At 34.2% G+C, this 21,475-nt stretch carries 24 protein-coding genes; 10 read left to right on the top strand and 14 right to left on the bottom strand.

The features are described from left to right. Positions 1–10: 10 nt before the first annotated feature. The 6 genes from IL45_RS01290 to IL45_RS01265 form a co-directional block, all read right to left on the bottom strand. Positions 11–535: a DUF421 domain-containing protein gene (locus tag IL45_RS01290; protein ID WP_036579303.1), complete on the bottom strand. Its 525-nt coding sequence runs from the start codon at positions 533–535 to the stop codon at positions 11–13. A 176-nt stretch (positions 536–711) separates the two neighbouring features. Continuing rightward, entirely contained in the window at positions 712–1,017 is a 306-nt protein-coding gene (locus IL45_RS15050; RefSeq protein WP_146128676.1) for a hypothetical protein, read from the bottom strand. A 324-nt stretch (positions 1,018–1,341) separates the two neighbouring features. Continuing rightward, positions 1,342–1,716: a hypothetical protein gene (locus tag IL45_RS01280; protein WP_036579297.1), complete on the bottom strand. Its 375-nt coding sequence runs from the start codon at positions 1,714–1,716 to the stop codon at positions 1,342–1,344. 108 nt (positions 1,717–1,824) lie between these two features. Continuing rightward, on the bottom strand, positions 1,825–2,208 hold the full coding sequence (locus IL45_RS01275) for a VOC family protein (protein WP_036579294.1): 384 nt from the start codon (positions 2,206–2,208) through the stop codon (positions 1,825–1,827). Positions 2,209–2,246: 38 nt separating this feature from the next. Next, complete coding sequence (locus tag IL45_RS01270) at positions 2,247–3,431, bottom strand: YHYH protein (RefSeq protein WP_036579292.1); 1,185 nt, start codon at positions 3,429–3,431, stop codon at positions 2,247–2,249. Positions 3,432–3,597: 166 nt separating this feature from the next. After that, a complete protein-coding gene (locus IL45_RS01265) occupies positions 3,598–4,707 on the bottom strand; it encodes a M42 family metallopeptidase (RefSeq protein ID WP_036579290.1) in 1,110 nt (369 codons plus the stop codon). 99 nt (positions 4,708–4,806) lie between these two features. Here IL45_RS01265 and IL45_RS01260 point away from each other — a divergent pair, with 99 nt between their 5' ends. Then, a complete protein-coding gene (locus tag IL45_RS01260; RefSeq protein ID WP_036579288.1) occupies positions 4,807–5,634 on the top strand; it encodes a DUF4294 domain-containing protein in 828 nt (275 codons plus the stop codon). 17 nt (positions 5,635–5,651) lie between these two features. Here IL45_RS01260 and IL45_RS01255 read toward each other — a convergent pair whose 3' ends face one another. From IL45_RS01255 to IL45_RS01240, 4 genes are read right to left on the bottom strand one after another with little or no spacing between them, the layout of a single operon-like run. Beyond that, positions 5,652–6,026 (bottom strand): DoxX family protein, encoded by a 375-nt coding sequence (locus IL45_RS01255; RefSeq protein ID WP_235183306.1) that lies wholly within the window; start codon positions 6,024–6,026, stop codon positions 5,652–5,654. Continuing rightward, positions 6,023–6,406: a hypothetical protein gene (locus IL45_RS01250; protein WP_036579284.1), complete on the bottom strand. Its 384-nt coding sequence runs from the start codon at positions 6,404–6,406 to the stop codon at positions 6,023–6,025. Before IL45_RS01250 ends, IL45_RS01255 begins: the two co-directional genes overlap by 4 nt. A gap of 51 nt (positions 6,407–6,457) precedes the next feature. Then, a complete protein-coding gene (locus tag IL45_RS01245; RefSeq protein ID WP_036579282.1) occupies positions 6,458–7,579 on the bottom strand; it encodes a GNAT family N-acetyltransferase in 1,122 nt (373 codons plus the stop codon). Positions 7,580–7,588: 9 nt separating this feature from the next. Beyond that, complete coding sequence (locus tag IL45_RS01240; protein ID WP_036579279.1) at positions 7,589–8,557, bottom strand: transporter; 969 nt, start codon at positions 8,555–8,557, stop codon at positions 7,589–7,591. Between the two features lie 86 nt (positions 8,558–8,643). Here IL45_RS01240 and IL45_RS01235 point away from each other — a divergent pair, with 86 nt between their 5' ends. The 4 genes from IL45_RS01235 to IL45_RS01220 are packed head-to-tail and all read left to right on the top strand — an operon-like array spanning position 8,644 to position 14,147. Then, on the top strand, positions 8,644–8,910 hold the full coding sequence (locus IL45_RS01235) for a DUF4834 family protein (protein ID WP_036579276.1): 267 nt from the start codon (positions 8,644–8,646) through the stop codon (positions 8,908–8,910). A gap of 30 nt (positions 8,911–8,940) precedes the next feature. Next, on the top strand, positions 8,941–11,409 hold the full coding sequence (locus IL45_RS01230; protein WP_036579274.1) for a YfhO family protein: 2,469 nt from the start codon (positions 8,941–8,943) through the stop codon (positions 11,407–11,409). Beyond that, on the top strand, positions 11,410–12,705 hold the full coding sequence (locus IL45_RS01225; protein ID WP_036579272.1) for a glycosyltransferase family protein: 1,296 nt from the start codon (positions 11,410–11,412) through the stop codon (positions 12,703–12,705). Beyond that, a complete protein-coding gene (locus IL45_RS01220; RefSeq protein WP_036579269.1) occupies positions 12,696–14,147 on the top strand; it encodes an oligosaccharide flippase family protein in 1,452 nt (483 codons plus the stop codon). The genes IL45_RS01225 and IL45_RS01220 overlap by 10 nt, the downstream gene beginning before the upstream one ends. Before the next feature lie 53 nt (positions 14,148–14,200). Here the strand turns inward: IL45_RS01220 and IL45_RS01215 are convergent, their stop codons facing one another. After that, the gene (locus IL45_RS01215) at positions 14,201–15,457 is read right to left on the bottom strand and encodes a hypothetical protein (protein WP_036579267.1); all 1,257 of its coding nucleotides are present in this window, start codon (positions 15,455–15,457) and stop codon (positions 14,201–14,203) included. Positions 15,458–15,636: 179 nt separating this feature from the next. Further along, on the bottom strand, positions 15,637–16,341 hold the full coding sequence (locus tag IL45_RS01210) for a LytR/AlgR family response regulator transcription factor (protein ID WP_036579265.1): 705 nt from the start codon (positions 16,339–16,341) through the stop codon (positions 15,637–15,639). A gap of 204 nt (positions 16,342–16,545) precedes the next feature. Here IL45_RS01210 and rpsF point away from each other — a divergent pair, with 204 nt between their 5' ends. The 4 genes from rpsF (at position 16,546) to IL45_RS01190 (ending at position 18,217) form a co-directional block, all read left to right on the top strand. After that, on the top strand, positions 16,546–16,890 hold the full coding sequence (gene rpsF / locus IL45_RS01205; protein WP_036579261.1) for a 30S ribosomal protein S6: 345 nt from the start codon (positions 16,546–16,548) through the stop codon (positions 16,888–16,890). Positions 16,891–16,893: 3 nt separating this feature from the next. Continuing rightward, positions 16,894–17,190: a 30S ribosomal protein S18 gene (rpsR, locus tag IL45_RS01200; RefSeq protein ID WP_036579259.1), complete on the top strand. Its 297-nt coding sequence runs from the start codon at positions 16,894–16,896 to the stop codon at positions 17,188–17,190. Positions 17,191–17,205: 15 nt separating this feature from the next. Further along, on the top strand, positions 17,206–17,658 hold the full coding sequence (rplI, locus tag IL45_RS01195; RefSeq protein ID WP_036579256.1) for a 50S ribosomal protein L9: 453 nt from the start codon (positions 17,206–17,208) through the stop codon (positions 17,656–17,658). A gap of 64 nt (positions 17,659–17,722) precedes the next feature. Continuing rightward, positions 17,723–18,217, top strand: coding sequence for a DUF6495 family protein (locus tag IL45_RS01190; protein WP_036579254.1), 495 nt, complete (start codon positions 17,723–17,725; stop codon positions 18,215–18,217). On the opposite strand, the gene IL45_RS01185 is transcribed toward IL45_RS01190, so the two are convergent. Together IL45_RS01185 and IL45_RS01180 are read right to left on the bottom strand one after the other, a co-directional pair. Further along, the gene (locus tag IL45_RS01185) at positions 18,214–18,744 is read right to left on the bottom strand and encodes a methylated-DNA--[protein]-cysteine S-methyltransferase (RefSeq protein ID WP_036579252.1); all 531 of its coding nucleotides are present in this window, start codon (positions 18,742–18,744) and stop codon (positions 18,214–18,216) included. The genes IL45_RS01190 and IL45_RS01185 overlap by 4 nt on opposite strands. After that, positions 18,737–19,978 (bottom strand): ABC transporter permease, encoded by a 1,242-nt coding sequence (locus tag IL45_RS01180; RefSeq protein ID WP_036579249.1) that lies wholly within the window; start codon positions 19,976–19,978, stop codon positions 18,737–18,739. Before IL45_RS01180 ends, IL45_RS01185 begins: the two co-directional genes overlap by 8 nt. A 125-nt stretch (positions 19,979–20,103) precedes the next feature. On the opposite strand from IL45_RS01180, the gene hisS reads away from it, so the two are divergent. Beyond that, positions 20,104–21,474, top strand: coding sequence for a histidine--tRNA ligase (gene hisS / locus IL45_RS01175; RefSeq protein WP_036579246.1), 1,371 nt, complete (start codon positions 20,104–20,106; stop codon positions 21,472–21,474). The last annotated feature ends 1 nt before the right edge of the window (position 21,475 follow it).

Below are 21,475 nucleotides of genomic sequence, written 5' to 3'. Positions count from 1 at the left end.
TATTAATAGGTTAAGGAGTTTTACGCACTCCTTCTAATAAATCTTGGTGTAGAGAATCTTCACCTTCTGTGCGGTGTAAAACTGAAATATCACCAGTAGATTCTAATACAACAGCTTCTACTTGATCAAAACTCATAACATTAGCCTCTCTTAATTTTGCAATAATCTGTTCTTTTTCAATTCGAGCGTGTTTTAAATTTTCATTTAAAATTTGATTACCATCCATTAATAGTAATGGTTTATTAGATGTTAGTTTTTTGATACTAGGAAGTACTCTTTGTAAATACGAAAATATAAACGTTAAAAACAGAAGAGTAGCAATCGCGGTAACTCCATGAACTACTGTTGTGCTTGAAGTAAGCGTCGCAGATATGATACTACCTATGGCTATGGTAAAAGCAAAATCATATGCAGTAAATTTAGCAAAAGACCTCAAACCTACGAGACGTGTGATAATGATAATGGCAAAGAATATTAAAAAGCTTCCTGCTATTGTGATTAAAATTGGGTCGTCCGATTGATAAATCCAGTCCATATTAATATTTTATGTAAATAGTTGATGTTTATATCATAAAAATAAAAGTATTTAAGAGTTATTAAGTGAGTATTATGTTAAATCATTATTGATAATTGATTTTTCTTTAAAAAGAAACTAAAGGGTTGACTTAATGTCAACCCTTTAGTAATAATGATTTTGGTCAATCTGTAGGATTACACAAAAATATTATTAGACTCTAATGTAGTCATTGTTGTAGGCCTCGTATCTGATGTATGTAGGATCTCATCTAATTTCTGTTTCCAGCTATGAGCCAGTGCTATTTCACCATCGAGTTGTGAGTTATCTTCATCGTTATAAAGTTCAAATTGTTCTTCTTCACTGTTTTTTGAGTTGTAAAATACTAATTTAACTCGTTCGATTAATTCATAATTCGACTTACCATTTGTGATACGCTTTGTAACTTTCACAACCTGACAGGTAGAAATTTGAGTTAGTTTGATCTTTTTAAATTGTTCCATCTCGCTCTTTTTAATATAAAAATAAATGAGACTGTTATTGCTGTCTATGCCGATAGCAAAACTATTATGAACTTCGTAATCCCCTAAAATCTTATTGTCCTTTTGAATTTTAGTTTCGAGAGTTGATTTAATTAATTGAGCTCTCTTTTTGGCTTTACCATTTATGATTAAAAAAGGTAAGACGCATATAATTATAAGTGTGATTGAAATAATCACCTTTGATGTTTCCATAATTTGAAATAATTTGATAATATAAATAGTTAGCAACCATTCATTATACTAATAATGATGGATGCCATAATCGAAGTAAGGTCAACTATGAGATTACCAAAATGTATGAAAAGGAAATATTAAAGCTTTTTTATAAGAGTTCTGAAAGGATAAGTGAGTATATAATAACAGACGATTTATACTCACGGAAGTTAATAACTGACTTCTTTTTAAAAGACCTTTTATCGTAATAGTGAAGTAATCTAATGAATAAGAATAACCATCAGTAGTGGACGTATTTACCACTAATTCTGTTTGAGAATCAATAATAAACAGTTTTGTGATGTTGGATTTTTGTTGAACAGTAGATTCTACATTAATTGATGTGACTATGGAGGATTCAGTTAATAAAGGTCCATGAGCACTTGCTTTTCCTAGAAAAAGAAGGGCTAATGCTGTAAAAATAAATATGTTGTGAATCGCTCTCACTATAATTTAAATCCTTAGGTTATATAAAACTTGTCAGTTTTGAACTTTTAAATCACATAACAAATGAAAAGTAAATAAATTAGTTCTATTATAATTTTACGTTATTTTTTAGATGTCATTATTAACTTCTATCCAATAGGCATCTGGATCCTGAAAGTAAACTTGTTGAATTCCATCTTTTCGTATATAATCTTTGAGAGCTGTTCCTAGCCAGTCCGAATATTCAATATTTAATTTTTTTAACCTTAAAACAAAATTTTCAAATTCAGAAGTAGTTAAGGCAAAATGAACTGCTTTATTTGTGTTAATACTGGCATCTGGACGCGGTATTAGATGTAGTTGTTTGCCATCGCCTAAAGACAGCCATCGTGTTTTTGAATTTGAAGCAGTGTTCTCAATCTCGTTAAGATCAAATAGTTTTTGATAAAACAATATAGATTTGTCTACATCCTTAACAGATAATGCGATATGATTGATAAAGAATTTTGACATGAATAATATTATTCTTTTAAAGCTAATTGATTTCTTTATTACTCTTTAACCTCTGTGTATCCTGCTAATCCGTGAAGACACTTTATTATCTGGTTACTACCAGGTTCACCTGCGTGATAATGATATCCTCTATGGTCATCGGTATGTCCGCCGCACTCATCTAAATCTGTAGGTTGATGATCGTGTTCATCGAGCATAGAATAAATCCCAAATCCATCAATAGCATACCCAATAATAGCCGAATGTAAATCTGACTGAGAAACTTCTTTTGTAGATCCTGTAGCGGCATGATAATGATAACCTCCATGTGGATTTACATGTCCACCGTGATCATCTAATGGAGCTATCGTATGTGCAGCAAGAATGGCATCCGTAGGTGCAGGTGGATCGTAGTTAACTCCATTAAAAGCAACACCTATAGCACCTCTTCCAAAACTTTGAGAGGTATTAACGTAAACTGGTGTCACAGGTATAACATACGTGGTGATTTGATCCTTGAAATATTCTGGTAAGCATTCTACACAATAATTTTGATAGGCTTCTTCAACATCTGGCTTTGCAGCTGCTAAACAACCTTCTTTGGTATCTGTATATTTCACAGTTCCATCTTCGCGATAAAGTTTCCATTTATCATCATTATAGAAATCATCTAAACTAGCAATAAAATGACCAGAAACGTCATAAACCTTACCACCATCAAACCATATTCCAGCTTTTTCATCGGTATCAGTGATTAATTCTGGGCACCATGGACCCATTTGATGTTCTGTAGCTTGTGAGTTGGTCTTGAATACATAACAAAGGGTTTCTATTCCATTTAAATTAATCAATTGTTCTTGAATGCCATCAATCATATTTTCTGAAATAAAATAATCGGTATTTACAGGAACAACCTTAATTTCATGATTAACCTCTTTTGATAAATCCTTATCGTTGTTAGATGGTCTAGGAGGCCTATTACCTGGATTTGTCTCTGCAGTATTTAATTCTTTTAAGGTTAAAAAGCCATCTTGATCTGTATCTATATTTTTAAAATCACTAGAGATTGGTCCATGAGCCTCTTCCTTAGATAATCGACCATCGTTGTTACGGTCCATTTCTGTTATCAATTGCGCTGCAGATGGTTTGTTGTCTTTAGATAAGTTAGAACTGCCTTGTTCTTGATTTGATTTACAAGAAAGTAAAATAAATAATAAGAAAAATAAGTAGATATAAGACTTCATAAGTGTGATATTATTTATTTGAGACTTAGCTATATTGAATTAGTTTAAAATTACTAAAACTATTGTTAAGTGGCGATGATTAAAAAAAAACAAAACCCTACCAGCACATGCCAGTAGGGTTTTAAATTGTTTAAAATAAATTTTATGCTAGAGTAGTGAGCTACTACTAGAATAAACCTTCATTATTATTGTTGAAGTAATTAAAATCATGATTGTTTTCAATCTTTAATAAAGACTGATAGATCATTTTAATCACATTTTCTACATCATCTCTATGTACCATTTCAACAGTAGTATGCATATAACGTAGAGGTAGTGAGATAAGCGCACTAGGGACACCACCATTAGAATATGCAAACGCATCAGTGTCAGTACCAGTAGAACGAGATGTCGCACGTCGCTGGTATGGAATTTCATGAGCATCTGCTGCATCCATAATCAGGTTGCGCAAGTTATTTTGTATTGCTGGCGCATAGGCTAGTACAGGACCTTTTCCTATAGCAGCCTCACCATTTGATTTTTTATCGATCATTGGTGTAGTCGTGTCATGGGTTACGTCAGTAACGATAGCTACATTAGGCTTTATAGTCTGCGTGATCATTTCTGCACCTCGTAATCCTATTTCCTCTTGAACAGAATTGGTTACATAAAGGCCAAAGTCTAATTCTTGTTTATTTTCTTTCAATAGACGAGCTACCTCTGCAATCATAAAACCACCCATGCGGTTATCTAATGCACGACATACAAATTTATTTTTGTTCAATACAAAAAACTCATCTGGATAGGTGATTACACAACCTACATCCACACCTAGAGCAAGAACTTCTTCTTTAGTCTCACAACCAGTATCTATAAAAATATTATCAGGTTTAGGCGGTTGCTCTTTTGCACGTGATCGTGTATGAATTGCTGGCCAGCCAAAAACGCCCGTCACGATTCCATTCTTAGTATGAATATTTACTTTTTTAGACGGTGCAATTTGGTGATCTGATCCACCATTGCGCACAACATATATAAGTCCATCGTCTGTAATATAGTTGACGTACCACGATATCTCGTCTGCGTGTCCTTCAATAACAACTTTAAACTTAGCATCCGGATTTATCACACCTACTGCTGTACCATAATTATCTGTAATAAACTCATCTACATACGGTTTCAGGTAGTCCATCCATACTTTCTGACCATTCCATTCATAACCAGTCGGTGATGCCGTGTTTAGGTATTTTTCTAGAAAATCTAGAGATTTTTTATTTAAAATGCTTTCTTGAGCCATGTGATAAAATTTAGTTTGTGAAGATAATAAACACCTTCATAAATCGCTATTAATAGACAGCTTTCTTATTTTTGGAATGCTTTTGGCAATTAACATTTTATGATCAATAAGATAATTATTATAGGACTAGTATTGTTGGGTTCCGCTTTCGCGAAAGCGCAAACAACACCTACCACATTGCCTATAGAATCAGATACGATTCAAACGCCACAGTACTTTTTTATAGATGGTGATTCTTTGAGTGCGATAGAACTGGATCGAGTAATGTTATTACAATCTCTAAAATTTGATAGCCGGTATGAAAATATACGCTACCAAATCATCAAGCGCAAGGTTAAAAAAGTGTGGCCTTATGCAAAACTAGCGGCAGAACGATTAACCGAGCTAGATCGTAGGCTTGCATCGCTAGAGTATGAAAGCGATAAAAAGAAGTACACAAAAATAGTCCAACGCTATGTAGAAGAAGAGTTTACAGCCGAGCTTAAAAAATTAACCACAACAGAAGGTCAGATATTAATTAAGCTATTGCATCGTCAAACTGGTATGACCACTTTTGAACTTTTAAAACAATTGCGTAGTGGTTGGAGTGCTTTTTGGTTCAAAAATGCGGCAAGTCTCTTTGATATTGATTTAAAAGCAGAGTATAGCCCAGAAACTAATATCGAAGATTTTTATATAGAAGATGTCTTGCTCAGTGAGTTCAAAAAAGAAACCCTTGAAGAACAAGCACCTGCAATAGATTATGATTATTTTAAAGGTCGTACTGCATGGAATGAATATGAAGATAATCTACCCAAAGACTATGATTCTATACAATTGGCAGAGCGTGCCAGAATACGTAAAGAGTATCTTGAAAAAAAGGCTAAAGAAAACGAGAAGAAACGCAGAAAACTAGAGCGCAAAAGACGTCGTGCTAGTAAACAATAACTAAATCTGTGTCGGGATTAATAGGATATCTTTCTAATAAACCATGCCCACCATATAAGTAATGGGTGGATAATTAACAATCTCACCCATGCAATCCATGGTGCAATGCAAAAAGTACCTGCACAACTACCTTGTTGTATAAAATAAACATGTGATATAGTAAAGGCTAGTAACATGGCAATTGTAATGTAAACGGCAACTACACGAGTATTTTTAGAGTAAGCAAGTATGGCAACCAGCAGTTCCATAGCACCAGCGAGGTAATTAATGATTACTTTATTACCCAGCCATTCAGGTATGACTTCTAGATATAAATCTGGTTGAACAAAATGTAAAATACCAGCGATGCCATATAAAAAGATGAAAGAATAGAGTAGTAGTTTATGGATCATGTTAGTCTCCATTTATATTCCGTATGGACTTTTTTCAAAATTAAGAAGAATGGTATCCACCAGATAAAATCATTAGTTATTAGAGTATAACTAAATTCAAATGGTACTACATCTTGCAAATAATTAAAGATAAAACCTAATGGGCCAAATATTTTTCCTAAAAAACCTACTGCAACTATAGGCCAGTGGCGCATCGGATTATAACTAGCCCACCAATATCCCAATCCATAAACACCTATAACCATTCCCATACCTTGCCACACCATGGGATGGTTTAATGGTTCCATACCTACAAGTTCAAAAAAATGATTGGGCATAAGGACTACCCATGCACCCCAAATAAGGTTATAGATTGCCGCTAATTGTAAGGTAAGTTTCATAATCTTTTTTGTGTAAGTCCGATAGTAAGACGAATCATTACACAATTAGAATTATGAAATATCTTTTCTATAAGTACGCCTGCGTTTGTGCAGTATAGGGTCATAATTTTTCCAAGATGCTTGTACTGCAAGATTATCCTCTAGTTCTGGATTGGTCTCACATAAGGTGATACCGTAGTCTATGAAATTTTGTGTAACATTTCTAAACATCATAGCAGTAACGCCTTTACCTTGGTATTCTGGATCGATACCTATCAAATAAAAAGCGGCTCTGTCATTTTTCTTTTTGGCTTTCAATAAATGTAAAAAGCCTAATGGAAATAGTTTACCATTTGCTTTTTGTAAGGCTTTAGAAAAAGAAGGCATTGTGATTGCAAACCCGATTAGTTTTCCTTTCTCATCTACCACTAACTCTAGGAAATCAGGATTAATAAATGGTAGGTATTTTTCTTTATAAAGATCAATCTGATATTGTTGTATAGGTACAAAAGTAACCAGTTGACTATAAGTCTTGTTAAGTAAATCAAACATGTCATCTACATAAGGCAGAATCTCTTTAGTAGATTTAAATTTAAGGGTTTTCAACTTATAACGTCTACCTATGATGTCAGCAAACTTGTTGATTTTTTCTGGTATAGGATTTGGCGGTTTAAATTTAAACTCTACCCATTCTGCTGCTTTTTCATAACCTAACTGCTCTAAATGCTCTTTGTAGTAAGGAGCATTGTACCAAGTGATCATGGTGCTTAATTCTTCAAATCCTTTTATTAGCAAGCCAGCTTTATCCATGTTAGAAAATCCTACCGGACCTTCTACAAATTCGAGCTCTTTTTCTTTTCCTATTTGGTGTACTTTATCGAGTAGGGCTTTTGTAACTTCTATATCATCAATCATGTCCAGCCATCCAAAACGCATCTTAGATTTTTTCTGTTCATTGATTTCTACATAGTTAATAATAGCGGCAATACGTCCTACGATCTTTTTACCTTCATATGCTAGAAAAAGCCAGCAGTCTGCATTTTTAAATACTTGATTCTTTTCAGGATCAAAGTTGGACATTTCGTCATTGACGATAGGCGGTACATAATAAGTATTGTCTTGATACAGCTCTTGCTGGAATTTGACAAATTTTTTGATATCAGCTTTTGCTGTAATTCTCTTGATTTCAATCATAATAGATTCCTAGAAATCGATTTTTTTCTTTTTTTCTTTTTTGGCTTTTCTACCGCTATCGTCACCAGTACCTTTCAAATTCTTTTTCTGGCTTATTGTTTCATCATCTTTATGAAAATCAAAACGATAAGACATTCCTACATTTGCTTGAAATACTGAAGGTGTGTCTTTAAAATTAAAAGTAGCACTAGCGTCAACTTGCCAGTCTTTAGTGATTAAATAAGCTAATCCACCACGGCCTAAATCATCACTATAAAAGTCTGATTTAAATCCTTGATATTCTCCAAAAACAGCCCATCGTCCGTTAATACTATGTGTCATCGTTAGTATCCATTCATAAGAAGGATAGTCTGTGGTAATGCGATCTACAATAAAATTAGTCACAAATACCCATTGTCCCCAATTGTTTTGAGTTATTAATTCAAAGCGCGGTGAGAATGTTGGATCATTAGGCGGCGTTAATAAATTATTATCTGATAAATCAATATTTGCACCAGCATAGACAGATATCGCTGGTACAAAATCTCTCCAGTTCAATCTATTGTTTGCTTTCCAACTCATGATATTTACTTTTTTCTCTCCAAAGAATTTTAAAGGATCAAATACTAAATATTTTGCTCCTATTGTACTTCTAGAAAAATTAGAAAAGCTGCTCTCGACATTACCAAAACCTCTGTTATCCATTTGATTTACAGAAGCAAAGCTACCTATAAAAGAAAATTCTAGTCGTTCCATAAATGCACCATAACGTAGTTGCATACTTAATCCGGTATAATCTCTTTCATATCGTTGCAAATCATGTTGTTCTGTTCGATAGAATAGATTTCCCTCAATTTGAGCAACTCCTTTACCTACTGCAAATGCGCCTTGAGATAAACCAGGATTGTTAGTATTAATAGTTTCTGTGTATTGCGCCGTTGCCATCACACTTAATAGGCATAGGGATACAAATAATAGTTTTTGCGTAAAAGCAGTCATAAAATGATTCCTTAAAAGTTCAAATTTAAGATATATTAAAGAGTAATAATAAAATGACTTTTTAATTTTACTTAAAATTACTTCTATTGAAACTTCTTCAAGTCATACTTATTGTTTTAGTGATCTATGTATCTGTGCGATTAATACTTAAATATTATGGCGCTAGTATTATAAAGTGGTTAGGTAAAAAGGCAATGCAGCGCATGTCTCGCAGCTTTGAAAAACGCAGTGGCATGTCTACAGATGACTTATTTAATCAACAACAAGGCTCTAATACAAATCAGAAAAAAGTTAATAATCCTAAGGAAAAGAAAACCGTAGGTGAGTATGTGGACTTTGAGGAAATTGATTAATTTTCAACTTTCATCCACCTAGACGACTTCATGACTTTTAATTTTAAGAAATTAGTACCACATCTGGCTGTTCTAGCCGTATTTGTTATTGCTGCATTAGCTTATTTTAATCCAGTGTTAAGCGGTAAAAAACTATACCAAAATGATATTGTTCAATATAAAGGTAACGCCAGACAACTTATAGAGCATCGCGCTGCTACTGGTGAGGAATTGTATTGGACAGATTCCGTCTTTGGAGGAATGCCTACATATCAGTTAGGAGCAAGATATCCTTATGATTTTATAGATGGATTAGATCGTGCTTTAAGATTTTTACCTCGTCCGGCAGATTACCTATTTCTGTATTTCTTTTCTTTTTATATGCTCATGCTTGTCATGCGTGTGAATTGGAAGATAGGATTGTTAGGTGCATTAGCCTTTGGTTTTTCAACTTATCTCATAATTATCTTAGGTGTAGGGCACAATGCCAAAGCTCATGCCATTGCTTATTTCCCACTAGTACTCAGTGGAATTATATTAGTCTTTCAGAAGCGATATTTATTAGGGTTTATCGTGACTGCACTAGCTATGGCACTAGAACTACAGGCTAATCATCCACAGATGACTTACTATTTATTATTAGCTGTTTTGATTTTAGGTATCGCATATCTAATCGATGCAATTCGTAAAAATATGGTACCACATTATTTTAAGTCTATAGGTATCATGGTGGCTGCGGTCCTATTAGCTTTAGGAACGAATGCTGGAAACCTTATGGCAACTAGCGAATATTCAAAAGAAAGTACTCGTGGTAAATCTGATCTTTCCATCAATGCTCAAGGCGAAGAAGTAATTCCACAATCAGGTCTAGATTATGATTATATCACGCAATACAGCTATGGACTTAGCGAGAGCTTAAATTTATTAGTCCCTAGATTTTCTGGTGGTGGTAGTAGTGCAAGACCAGATGAGGATTCTAATACGGTAAAGTATCTCACAGATCAAGGTTTACCTAAAGCAGACGTGGTGCGTTTTGTAAACGACAATGTACCTTTATATTGGGGTGATCAGATAATTGTTGAAGCACCACCTTACTTAGGAATAGGTGTAGTATTTCTTGCAGTGCTAGGATTGTTTTTAATTAAGGGTAGATTAAGATGGTGGACTAGTTCTGTGATTATTCTCGCCTTGCTATTATCTTATGGTAAAAACGCAGATTGGATTACTAGTTTTTTCATTGACGTTGTACCGTTGTATAATAAATTCCGTGCCGTTACATCCATTCAGGTTTTAATTGAATTGTGCGTTCCTATATTGGCTGTAATAGGACTTTGGCAGTATTTCAATGAAAAGAATACCGAAGAGACAAAAGCAAAAGCCCTAAAATATGCTGGTATAATTGTCGGTGGTTTTCTATTAATTTTAATCACTTTAGGTGGTCAATTATTTGATTTTGCTAGTGCTATGGATCAGTATTATATGGATAGTGATCAATTAGGAATCGGTTTTGTAGATGCGTTACGAGATGATCGATTTGAAGTTATGCGAGCAGATGCATTACGATCTTTGTTAATTGTAGGTGTAATCGCTGGTGCTTTATTCTTATTGCTTAAAAAGAAACTATCAGAAAATCTAGTTTTAGTAATTGCTGGAGTCGTTATTTTATTTGACTTAGTGAGCTTTGATATGAACTATGTCAACAGTGATGATTATGTAACAGCAAGTGAATATGACAATGCACATCGCAAAACTCCTGCAGATGATATCGCTATGAAAGACGCACAAGCTGGTGACCATTATCGTGTTTATGACTTATTGCTTAATCCGTTTAACTCAGGTAGAGCACCTTATTTTCATAAATCTATAGGTGGTTATCATGGAGCAAAGCCTAGACGTATTCAAGAATTATCTGAATTTTATCTTTTTGATGATAATGGAATAGCTCCTATAGGTCGTGAGAATATTGAAATTTTAAGTATGTTCAACGTGCGTTATGTCATCGATACAGAAGAAACAGGCTATGTTGCTAAAGAAAATCCTATGGCGATGGGTAATGCTTGGTTCGTCGATTCCTTAAAAACGGTATCTAACGATAATGAAGAGATAACAGGACTTTCTGAACTTAATGGAAATCAACTTGCGGTTATACAGCAAAGTCAAAAAGAATTACTGGATCTTACGACCACACATGCAGATTCTACAGCCAGCATACAATTAGTAGATTATGATACGCAACGATTGGTCTATAGAAGTAGTAATACTCAAGAAGCATTAGCTGTTTTTAGTGAGATGTTTTATCCTTATGGCTGGAAAGCAACTATTGATGGGGCAGAAACACCTATTGCTAGAGTTAATTATACCCTACGTGGTATTAAAGTACCTGCGGGATCACATGAAATTGTTATGAGTTTTGAGCCTCAGGTTGTTAAAACAGGAAGCAATATCATGCTAGGAAGTAATATTATGTTGTTGCTTATCATTTTAGGTGGGTTATTCTATACGTTTAAGAAAAATTCTTAAATGAAAAATCCTGTTCTTATTATAGCTTATTACTGGCCACCAGCTGGTGGTCCTGGTGTTCAACGTTGGTTAAAATTTGCTACATACCTAGGTCGACATAATTTTGATGTAACGGTAGTCGTACCGGATAATGCAGATTATCCAGTGGTTGATGAATCACTTATAGCAGAAGTACCTGATCATATTAGTATCATTAAAGTTCCTATTAATGAGCCTAGTCGTCTGGCGAGTTCGCTTTCGCGAAAGCGAACTAAAAATCTACAAAAAGGTATACTACCTAAGAATGCAGGACCTTTACAACGCGCAATGATATGGATGAGAGGTAATTTATTTGTGCCAGATGCTCGAGTAGGATGGAAGTCTAGAGTTCTTAAAGGCATACATCCTTACCTGTTAGCACATAAAAATCCAACAATTATTACGACTGGTCCTCCACATTCAATTCATTTAGTAGGATTAGAACTTAAGAAAAAATATACAGGTTTTAAATGGCTGGCAGACTTTAGGGATCCATGGACAACAATAGGTTATCATAAACATTTAAAAATAGGAACGAGAGCTCAAAAAAAACATGAAAGATTAGAGCAAGAGGTTTTAGATAGTGCGGATATGATAATTGTTACCAGTCCACATACTGGAAGAGAATTTGCGTCTAAATCTAGTACACCTATCCAGGTAATTACTAATGGGTTTGATATAACAACAGCTTCAACGACACGTCAACCTGATGGTGCTTTTACACTATCACATGTAGGTACATTATTATCAGACCGTAATCCTTTAGTTTTATGGGAAGTTCTTGCAGATTTGTGTAATGATGATGCTAGTTTTAAGGCTGTTTTTCAATTGCAATTAGCTGGTAATGTAAGTGATGAGATTATAGATTCCATTAAGGAATATGGTCTAGGCACGAATTTAAAACAGTTAGGTTACCTTTCTCATCAAGAGGCTGTAGAGGTCATGTTCAACTCACAATGTTTATTGTTAATTGAAATTGATAGCCATGATACTAAAGCGATTATACCAGGTAAGATTTTTGAGTATTTTGCCAGCGCAAGACCTATTATAGCGATAGGACCAAAAGATGCCGATATTGAAAACCTTATTCAACACACGCACTCTGGTCAATATTTTAATTATCTTGAAAAGCAAAATCTTAAAAATTATATTCTTGAAAAATATAAGTTATATAAGAATGGTAATAATGAAGGTCAATTGAATGATAACATTACCAGCTATAAAAGAGAAAACCTTTCAAAGACACTAGCTAAAACGATCGCCTATACATGGGAATAGTTATTAAACAATCTGGATGGAATCTGGCTATTACTGCGGCTGGGTTTGTATTAGGTGCGCTTAATGTATTGCTACTAGCAACGACTTATCTAGATGATGAATATTATGGGTTATGGGGCTATATATTATCGACAGCTTTTTTATTATTTCCTTTAATGTCTTTTGGTATTCATAACACTATTGTGAAATTCTATTCTAGATATGATGATAAGAAAGAACGTGATTCTTTTTTAACCCAAATGTTATTATGGCCACTTATTGTTATTATTCCAGTATTTATCCTCATCTATATTTTTTACGATCCTATCCGATTGTATATCGCAAATCGCAATCAAATAACGAGTGATTATGTGTGGTCTATTGCTATCATAGCAGTTTTTCAAGCCTATTTTGAAATATTTTATGCTTGGACTAAGGTTCACATGAAAACCATAGGCGGGAATTTTTTAAAGGAAGTCTTTTATCGGTTTGGTGCTACTATAATGTTAATATTACTAGCACTGGACAGTATTACGCAGGTACAATTTATATATAGTCTTGTTTTAATATATGGATTAAGGGCTTTTATAATGAAAATGGTCGCTTTGAAAACATACACACCGCAATGGCAGTTAGGTACAATTAAAGCTAGTAAGGATTTAGTTAATTATTCATTATTAATGATTGTCGCAGGTTCTGTAGGTACAGCACTGCTAGATCTAGATAAATTTATGATTAATGATTATCTTATAATAGATAATATATCCTGGTACAATGTCGCTGTTTTTATCGCTACTGTAATTGCCGTCCCTGCGCGTGGTATGGCTCAAATTATGCATCCTTTAACGGCTGGCCACTTTAATCGAGGTGAGATGGTAGAGGTAGAGCATCTTTACAAGCGCAGCTCACTTAACCTAAGTATTATAGCTGGATTTTTAGTAATTATTATTGTATGTAATGTTAATGAATTTTACGAGTTGATGCGCCCAGAATATCGCGTGGGAATACCAGTCGTAATGTTGATTGCTGTTGTTAAATTTTCAGAAAGTCTTTTAGGTAGCAATAATGCCATACTATATAATTCTGATTTATATCGTGTGACTTTATGGTTAGGTTTATTGCTAGCGGTTTTGGCTATAGTACTTAATATGTGGTTGATCCCACTTTATGGGTTGATGGGAGCAGCTATTTCGACATGTATAGCTTATGTTTCCTACGCTTTCGCGAAAGCGTTATATGTATATCATAAATTAAATATACATCCTTGGACTGCTAGAACTAGCCATTCGATTTTATTAATCTTAATATTTATCGGGATATTTTATTTCTGGGATTTTAATTGGCATCCTGTGGCTAATATATTTTTAAAGAGCGTTCTACTTACCATATCTTATATTTTGATTGTCAGGAAACTAAAATTATCTGATGAAATAAATGGATTGCTTGCTAAATATCTACGATAAAAAAAGCCAACTCAATTAAGAGTTGGCTTTTTAAGGCTTCATCAAATATAATATTAACTTCTTCCAGATCTTCTCGTTGAAGTTGAACGTTTTCTAGTAGTTGTAGCTTTACGACTGCTAGAATTGGTAGCTCTAGTATTTACTCTCGCTGAACTATTTCTTGAAGTAGCCGTATTAGACCTTGAACTTCTGGAAGAACCAGAAACAGTACCAGTGCTTCTGTTAGTTCTAGATGAACTACTTACTGCAGGCGTAGACCTTCTACTTGTTCTAGAATTAGAGACTGCTGGTGTCGATCTACTACTGCGATTAGAAATTGCAGGTGCGCTCGTTCTATTACTACGAGTTGTCGTTGCTGTAGTTGCTCTTCTCGATGTTCTACTATTTCTAGCTACTTGTGGTGATCTTGTCGTTGTAGTAGTCGCTCTTGAACTTCTATTACTTCTACTAGATGTTACATTATTATCACTACGCCTGGTTGATCTAGCCTGACTGTTACGACTATTATTAGCAACACGGTTATCACTTCTGGTAATAATTCTACGACCTCTAGTAATTGCCTCACGATCTCTTCTAGCATCCGTAGTAGCTATCGCACGACCATTGTTATTTCTACGACCTCTTTCAAAATTACGATAAGTTACTCTATCGTTAGGTCTATGGAAAGAACGTCTAACATTAGCTCTTGTAAATCTACCGTTATAATAGTTAGGTCTGTTCCAGTTTGTACGGTGATAGCTCCATCCATATCTATAAGGATTATAGTATAGACGATAAGGATTATTCCATACAATACAATTGTTTACTAATGGGATTCCATAGTAACCATGCCATGGTTGATAAACATAATGTCTATTAAACCTATTGATGTATCCGCTGGTCCTTAAAATTATTCCAGGTCTATTATAATAAACACGTAGGTTTCCAACACGGTTTACATAACCATTGCGATAATTTATAAAAACGTCTCCTGCTTGAATAATGCGACCATAACTATCATAATAGATAGGAGTGTTTTCTATTTGAATAACAGCTCCATATGTGTCATATTGTACATAAGCATCATAGTCATATCCTGTGTTAAATGATATACTTACGTTTGGAGTATTGATAACGGCTCCAAATTGAGGACCATCATTAAGATAATTAAAGTCAAATTGACCATCAGGAAAAACTGCAAATTCAATTCCACCTTCATTGAATATAAAACTGTTATCATATCCTTGATAACGATCATCTTCAATTGTGGTTGCATAGCTTATCCCGATTCCCATCAAGAATACTAATAGTAGGGTAGATAGCTTTTTCATAATTACTGGGTATTATAAGTAGACTTCAATGTCGTACTTGATTATGTAATTACAATCAGCGTGCCAAAAACCGAAATCGTTATAGTTACTCCTTTAAATATGAAGTGATAATTATAAATAAAAAAGGTCACTATTTCTAGTGACCTTACTTAATTAGGGGATATTAGGGTTCTATTATTTTAAAATTGAGATAAGGCATCGATTAATTCTGATTTACGATTTCTACTTAATGGTAACACTTCACTACCCAATTCAACTGCTTTAGAATTAAACTTTTCTATTTTACGTAAATTAACAATGTATGACTTATGAATACGTAAGAACTCATCTGAGGGAAGTTCGTTTTCAAAACTTTTCATTGTAGATAAAACAACTAGGCTATCATCTTCGGTTATTAGTTTTACATAATCACCTAACGCTTGAATATATTTTAATTCTTTAAGGTAGACTTTACGTTTCTTCAGATTACTTTTAACAAAAATAAATTCTCCACGATCTTCAATCATTTCTGTACGTAACTTGTGCGCAAGTAATGCTCTTTCTACAGCATAAAGAAAACGATCTTTCTTAATAGGCTTTTGTAAATAATCTATCGCGGCATAGTCAAAAGCTTTAAAAGCATATTTTGTCTGACCGGTTACAAAAATAACGCCTGGTTTCTCTGTAATATCATCTAATAAATCAAAACCAGTAAGGATAGGCATCTCTACATCTAAGAAGATAAGATCTACTTTTTGATCCTTAATAGCCGCTTTAGTTTCAATAGCATTACTAAATTCACCAATTAATTTTAAATTAGGATGATTCTCAATCATCTTCACTATAGCAAGGCGTTGAATACTTGAGTCATCAACTACATAACAGTTTAAAATAGTGTTGTTCATCGTTTAAGTGTTATATTAACGTGACAATGTTAACACTTTAACTGATGTAATGCAAATAAATCTGTTGTTTAAACGATTTTATTTTGTTTTTCATCGAATTTATATACAAATATGTTGTGCTGAATTATTTTATCTCTATGGTTTAAAAGTGTTGCGAGAACAAAAGAAAAGGAGTATTTTTGCAACCGTTTTAAACAATATATTATGAATCAATACGAAACTGTTTTCATTTTGAATCCCGTTTTATCTGATGATCAGGTAAAGGAAGCAGTAAAGAAGTTTGAAAATTTCCTTACTACACGTGGTGCAAAAATGGTAGCCAAAGAAGATTGGGGCTTGAAAAAACTAGCTTACACAATCGAAAACAAGAAGAGTGGTTTTTACACACTTTTCCAATTTGAAGTACCAGGTGAGGTAATCAACGACTTTGAAGTTGAATTCCGTCGTGATGAACGTGTAATGCGTTATCTTACTGTAAAACTTGATAAGTATGCTATCGAGTGGGCTGGTAAAAGAAGAGATAGAATGTCTAACAAAGCTAAAGCGTAACCGATGGCAACTTTACAACAACAAGCTAAAGGAAAAAAAGATGGTGACATCCGTTACTTATCTCCTTTAAAAATTGAAACTCAACAAAGAAAAAAATACTGTCGTTTTAAGCGTAGCGGTATTAAATACATAGACTATAAAGATCCTGATTTCTTAATGGGCTTTGTTAACGAACAAGGTAAATTGTTACCACGTCGTTTAACAGGTACTTCATTAAAATATCAACGTAAAGTGGCTGTAGCTGTTAAGCGTGCGCGTCACATCGCTATCATGCCTTACGTAGGTGATTTATTAAAATAAAACCAGATTAACGATATGGAACTTATATTAAAGAAAGACGTAGAACATTTAGGTTTTACTGACGATGTAGTAACTGTTAAGCCTGGATATGGTCGTAACTTCTTAATTCCTAACGGTATGGCTATTATGGCTACACCTGGTGCTAAGAAACAACTAGCTGAAACTATCAAGCAACGTGCTCATAAAGAAGCAAACAATATTAAACTTGCTCAAGAGCAGTCTGATAAGTTAAACGGTCTTGATGTTAAAATCGCTGCCAAAACTGGTGACGGTGACAAGCTTTTTGGATCTGTAACTACACAAGATCTTGCAGATGCACTTGCTAAGCAAGGTGTTGAATTAGATAAGAAATTTATTACTGTAGCTGGTGGAAACATCAAGCGTCTAGGTCAGTATGAAGCAACTTTACGTTTCCACAGAGAGGTAACAACTGCTTTTAGTTTTGACGTAGTTGGTGCTAAGAACTAGTCATTTCAATTTAGAATAATAACTAAGCCGTTCCTTTACTGGAGCGGCTTTTTTACATCATATTATGAAGTATAGAAGGTTAACAAAAGAACAATTAGAAGAATTACATCCAGAATTCATCAATTTTCTAGCGACACAAACCATCACAGCTGGAGAATGGGATGAAATAAAAAATAACAAACCAGAAGTTGCAGAGCAAGAACTCGATGTCTTCTCTGATTTGGTATGGGAAGGAGTACTTACTAAAGCTCAGTACTTGGAACATATCTCACCTCAAACCATGAATTTATTTCATTTACAAGAAAAAGAAATTTCTTTAATATCTGTAATGGTAGGTGATGAGTTGATCGATATAACTACCAAGGAAGGTTATGCCTGGTTACAAAAGAATTTGATGGACGACACTGTAAAGTTATTCACAGCAGTAAAAAAATATAGTGATGATCCTAACGGCGATAAATTTAAGTTGATTGAACAAGGAGCGGTAATCACAAAAGGTGATCTTTTCAACTACTTTGATGATTTAATGGAACTAGGAAAAGAAAAAAACGGATTCTAGAATAAATTTAATTGTCCTCTATTTAAAGCTCCTTCAATTTGTAGGAGCTTTTTCTTTACAGTTAATCCACCTGCATAACCTGTTAATTCACCATTAGACGCAATCACTCGATGACATGGTATGAGTATAGATAAGGCATTTGCACCATTTGCACTAGCTACTGCTCTAATAGCTTTTTCATGGTTTAGCTTTCGCGAAAGCGTTAAATATGAAATTGTGTACCCATATGGAATTTTCATTAACTCATTCCAGACTGTTTGTTGAAATGCGCTTCCGGTTAATAGTAGAGGAATTTCAAATTGTTTACGTTTTTTACAAAAGTATTCTTGTAGTTGCTCAATAACCTTTTGATGAAGTGGATGATCTTCAAAAATATAAGAAGCATCTAAATACTTGGTAACTCGGTGGTCAATAGCCACGCGTTGTTTGCGATATTGCCAGTCTAATAAGCAAAGTTGATGATCATAAACACCTATTAATACATTACCTAGATGAGATTGGTAAGGCTTTATAAATATTTTATTCATGCCTTAAAGCCTCAATAGGATCTAATCGAGCAGCTTTAATTGCAGGGATAACACCAGAGAAAATGGCTATAATAATAGAAATAATTGTGGCCCAAATCACTGGCGTCCATGGCATCATAAATTCAACTTCCAGATAATTTGAAACGGCATATCCTATAAGGATACCGAATAATATACCCAAAATACTTCCATACTGACTGATGAGCATGGTTTCTATAAAAAATTGCCACGATATAGTAGAACGCTTTGCGCCCAAAGCTTTTCGTACACCTATTTCTCGGGTACGTTCTGTAACTGATACAAGCATGATATTCATCAACGCTATAGAGCTTCCAAAGATTGTAATGATACTAATAATAAATCCTGCCGCATAAAGGGCTACTTTTATCTCATTTGCGGCACCTAGTAATTGATCACTTTGAATCACACCAAAGTTGTTCTCCTCTACTGGTGCAAGACCTCTAATATTACGGAAAAGGACAACAGCACGATCTTTAGCTCCTTCCATAAATTGATCATCTTTAACTTTCACACTTAAATCATAATTGATATTAGGACTAGTGTATATACTACGTGCAACATCTATGGGAATTAATACTCTCAAATCTATATTGTTTCCAAACGTGGAACCTTTTTCCTCAAGTAAACCTACAACGGTAAACTTATTACCTCTTATACTTAAAACCTGTCCTATAGGATTAAGACCTTGAAAGAGTTCATCTTCCATATCACTTCCTATAATACAAACACGGGCATTATTCTTTATGTCAAAACTTGAAAATCCACGGCCTTCATTAATTGTTAATCCCGCATTCTCAACATAGTTTGCATTAACACCAGAGATGATAACCTTAGGTTTTGTTTTGCGATCTTCACTTTTAACTTCGGCTTGTGACGTGGCCTGAAAAGATACTCCTACTTGAGAAAATGGGTAGTCCCATTGATTTTCAAAATCTTTCACCTCGCGGTAACTAATGATTGGATTTACTTTTACACGTTCACCACCACCACGACGCTGCATGGTGAAAGGATAGCGTTGCATGCTAAAGGTATTAGCACCTATACCAGAAAAGCCACCACCGATAGTGCTTTCTAAAGCACGTACCGAGCTTAAAATACCAACTAGTGCCGTAATTCCTATAGCTATAATTATAACTGTAAGAGCAGTTCTCAAGAATTGTCCCTTAATACTTTGCTGTGCAATATTGATATTTTGCCTTAATAATCCTGCCATACGTTGTTAGACTCATTTTTCTACACAATGTTACAAGTTCTAGAAAGTAAATCCCATTACTTTAAAATATAATTATGAAGTCTAGCCTGATTGATGTGTTTATATTTGCATCTTTAAATAAAGTTATGGCACAAAAACCTTCTATACCTAAAGGAACTAGAGATTTCAGTCCTGTTGAAGTACAGCGACGTCAATATGTTATGAATACCATTAAGCATCATTTTGAGCATTATGGTTTTATGCCTATTGAAACACCTAGTTTTGAGAATAGTGATACTCTACTAGGTAAATATGGTGAAGAAGGTGATCGTCTCATTTTTAAAATTTTGAATAATGGTCAGTACTTGAGTAAAGTAAATGATCAAGACCTACAATCTAAAAATGAATATAAAGTTTCACCACAAATCAGTAAACGTGCTTTACGTTATGATTTAACGGTACCATTTGCTAGATATGTCGTACAACATCAAAATGATATTGCTTTCCCATTTAAGCGTTATCAAATCCAACCGGTATGGCGAGCAGATCGACCACAGCATGGTCGTTTTCAGGAATTTTATCAATGTGATGCAGATGTTGTAGGAAGCGATTCTTTATTGCAAGAAGTTGAGCTTGTCAAATTATATGACGCTGTATTTTCAGATTTAAAATTAGATGGCTGCACTATAAAGATTAATAATAGAAAAATACTGGCAGGTATTGCTCAAATGATAGGTGCAGAAGATCAACTGATCGATTTTACCGTAGCACTGGATAAACTAGATAAAATAGGGGCAGATAAGGTTAAAGAAGAAATGGTACAAAAAGGTATTTCTGAAACAGCCATTGAAAAGCTTAATCCTGTTTTTAGTCTTCAAGGTGACTTTGCGACAAAACTTCAGGTAATGAGATCTCTATTATCAGAATCTGAAATAGGATTAAAGGGTATTGAAGAGCTTGAATTTATTAATCATAAAGTTGTGAAATTAGGCTTAAAATCGGCAACCTTAGATCTAGATATCACTCTTGCTCGTGGACTTAATTATTATACAGGTTGTATTTTTGAAGTAGCTGCTCCAGAAGGTGTGAAGATGGGTAGTATAGGTGGTGGTGGTCGATATGATGATCTTACTAGTATGTTTGGCTTAAAGAATGTGAGCGGTGTTGGGATTAGTTTTGGACTAGATCGTATTTATCTAGTGATTGAAGAGTTAGGGTTATTCCCAGATTCTGTAAGAGCAGGAGTTGACGTGTTATTCATAAATTTTGGAGATAAAGAAGCAGCACATGCTATGGATTTAGTATTCCGTTTCCGTGATAACGGTATCAAAACAGAGTTATATCCTGAAGCTACCAAAACTAATAAACAAATGAAGTATGCTGATCGCAACCAGATTCCTTATGTCATATTACTAGGTGAAGATGAAATGGCTGCAGGAGCTTTACTTTTAAAAAATATGGAAACTGGTGAGCAAGAATTGTTACAACCAGAAGCCGTTATTGAAAAGTTTAAATAAT

Origin of the sequence: Nonlabens ulvanivorans, from assembly GCF_000732625.1 — a bacterium.
In the GTDB taxonomy this organism is placed as follows: domain Bacteria; phylum Bacteroidota; class Bacteroidia; order Flavobacteriales; family Flavobacteriaceae; genus Nonlabens; species Nonlabens ulvanivorans.
The sequence above is the reverse complement of the archived record's forward strand: the minus strand, read 5'-3'. Positions and strand labels throughout refer to the sequence as shown.

Bases quoted from the DNA above. Each gene is read 5' to 3' on its own strand.
- IL45_RS01290 (WP_036579303.1), bottom strand. From the start codon at position 535: ATGGACTGGATTTATCAATCGGACGACCCAATTTTAATCACAATAGCA.
- IL45_RS15050 (WP_146128676.1), bottom strand. From the start codon at position 1,017: ATGGAACAATTTAAAAAGATCAAACTAACTCAAATTTCTACCTGTCAG.
- IL45_RS01275 (WP_036579294.1), bottom strand. From the start codon at position 2,208: ATGTCAAAATTCTTTATCAATCATATCGCATTATCTGTTAAGGATGTA.
- IL45_RS01270 (WP_036579292.1), bottom strand. From the start codon at position 3,431: ATGAAGTCTTATATCTACTTATTTTTCTTATTATTTATTTTACTTTCT.
- IL45_RS01265 (WP_036579290.1), bottom strand. From the start codon at position 4,707: ATGGCTCAAGAAAGCATTTTAAATAAAAAATCTCTAGATTTTCTAGAA.
- IL45_RS01260 (WP_036579288.1), top strand. From the start codon at position 4,807: ATGATCAATAAGATAATTATTATAGGACTAGTATTGTTGGGTTCCGCT.
- IL45_RS01255 (WP_235183306.1), bottom strand. From the start codon at position 6,026: ATGATCCATAAACTACTACTCTATTCTTTCATCTTTTTATATGGCATC.
- IL45_RS01250 (WP_036579284.1), bottom strand. From the start codon at position 6,406: ATGAAACTTACCTTACAATTAGCGGCAATCTATAACCTTATTTGGGGT.
- IL45_RS01245 (WP_036579282.1), bottom strand. From the start codon at position 7,579: ATGATTGAAATCAAGAGAATTACAGCAAAAGCTGATATCAAAAAATTT.
- IL45_RS01240 (WP_036579279.1), bottom strand. From the start codon at position 8,557: ATGACTGCTTTTACGCAAAAACTATTATTTGTATCCCTATGCCTATTA.
- IL45_RS01230 (WP_036579274.1), top strand. From the start codon at position 8,941: ATGACTTTTAATTTTAAGAAATTAGTACCACATCTGGCTGTTCTAGCC.
- IL45_RS01225 (WP_036579272.1), top strand. From the start codon at position 11,410: ATGAAAAATCCTGTTCTTATTATAGCTTATTACTGGCCACCAGCTGGT.
- IL45_RS01220 (WP_036579269.1), top strand. From the start codon at position 12,696: ATGGGAATAGTTATTAAACAATCTGGATGGAATCTGGCTATTACTGCG.
- IL45_RS01215 (WP_036579267.1), bottom strand. From the start codon at position 15,457: ATGAAAAAGCTATCTACCCTACTATTAGTATTCTTGATGGGAATCGGG.
- IL45_RS01210 (WP_036579265.1), bottom strand. From the start codon at position 16,341: ATGAACAACACTATTTTAAACTGTTATGTAGTTGATGACTCAAGTATT.
- rpsF (WP_036579261.1), top strand. From the start codon at position 16,546: ATGAATCAATACGAAACTGTTTTCATTTTGAATCCCGTTTTATCTGAT.
- rpsR (WP_036579259.1), top strand. From the start codon at position 16,894: ATGGCAACTTTACAACAACAAGCTAAAGGAAAAAAAGATGGTGACATC.
- rplI (WP_036579256.1), top strand. From the start codon at position 17,206: ATGGAACTTATATTAAAGAAAGACGTAGAACATTTAGGTTTTACTGAC.
- IL45_RS01190 (WP_036579254.1), top strand. From the start codon at position 17,723: ATGAAGTATAGAAGGTTAACAAAAGAACAATTAGAAGAATTACATCCA.
- IL45_RS01185 (WP_036579252.1), bottom strand. From the start codon at position 18,744: ATGAATAAAATATTTATAAAGCCTTACCAATCTCATCTAGGTAATGTA.
- IL45_RS01180 (WP_036579249.1), bottom strand. From the start codon at position 19,978: ATGGCAGGATTATTAAGGCAAAATATCAATATTGCACAGCAAAGTATT.
- hisS (WP_036579246.1), top strand. From the start codon at position 20,104: ATGGCACAAAAACCTTCTATACCTAAAGGAACTAGAGATTTCAGTCCT.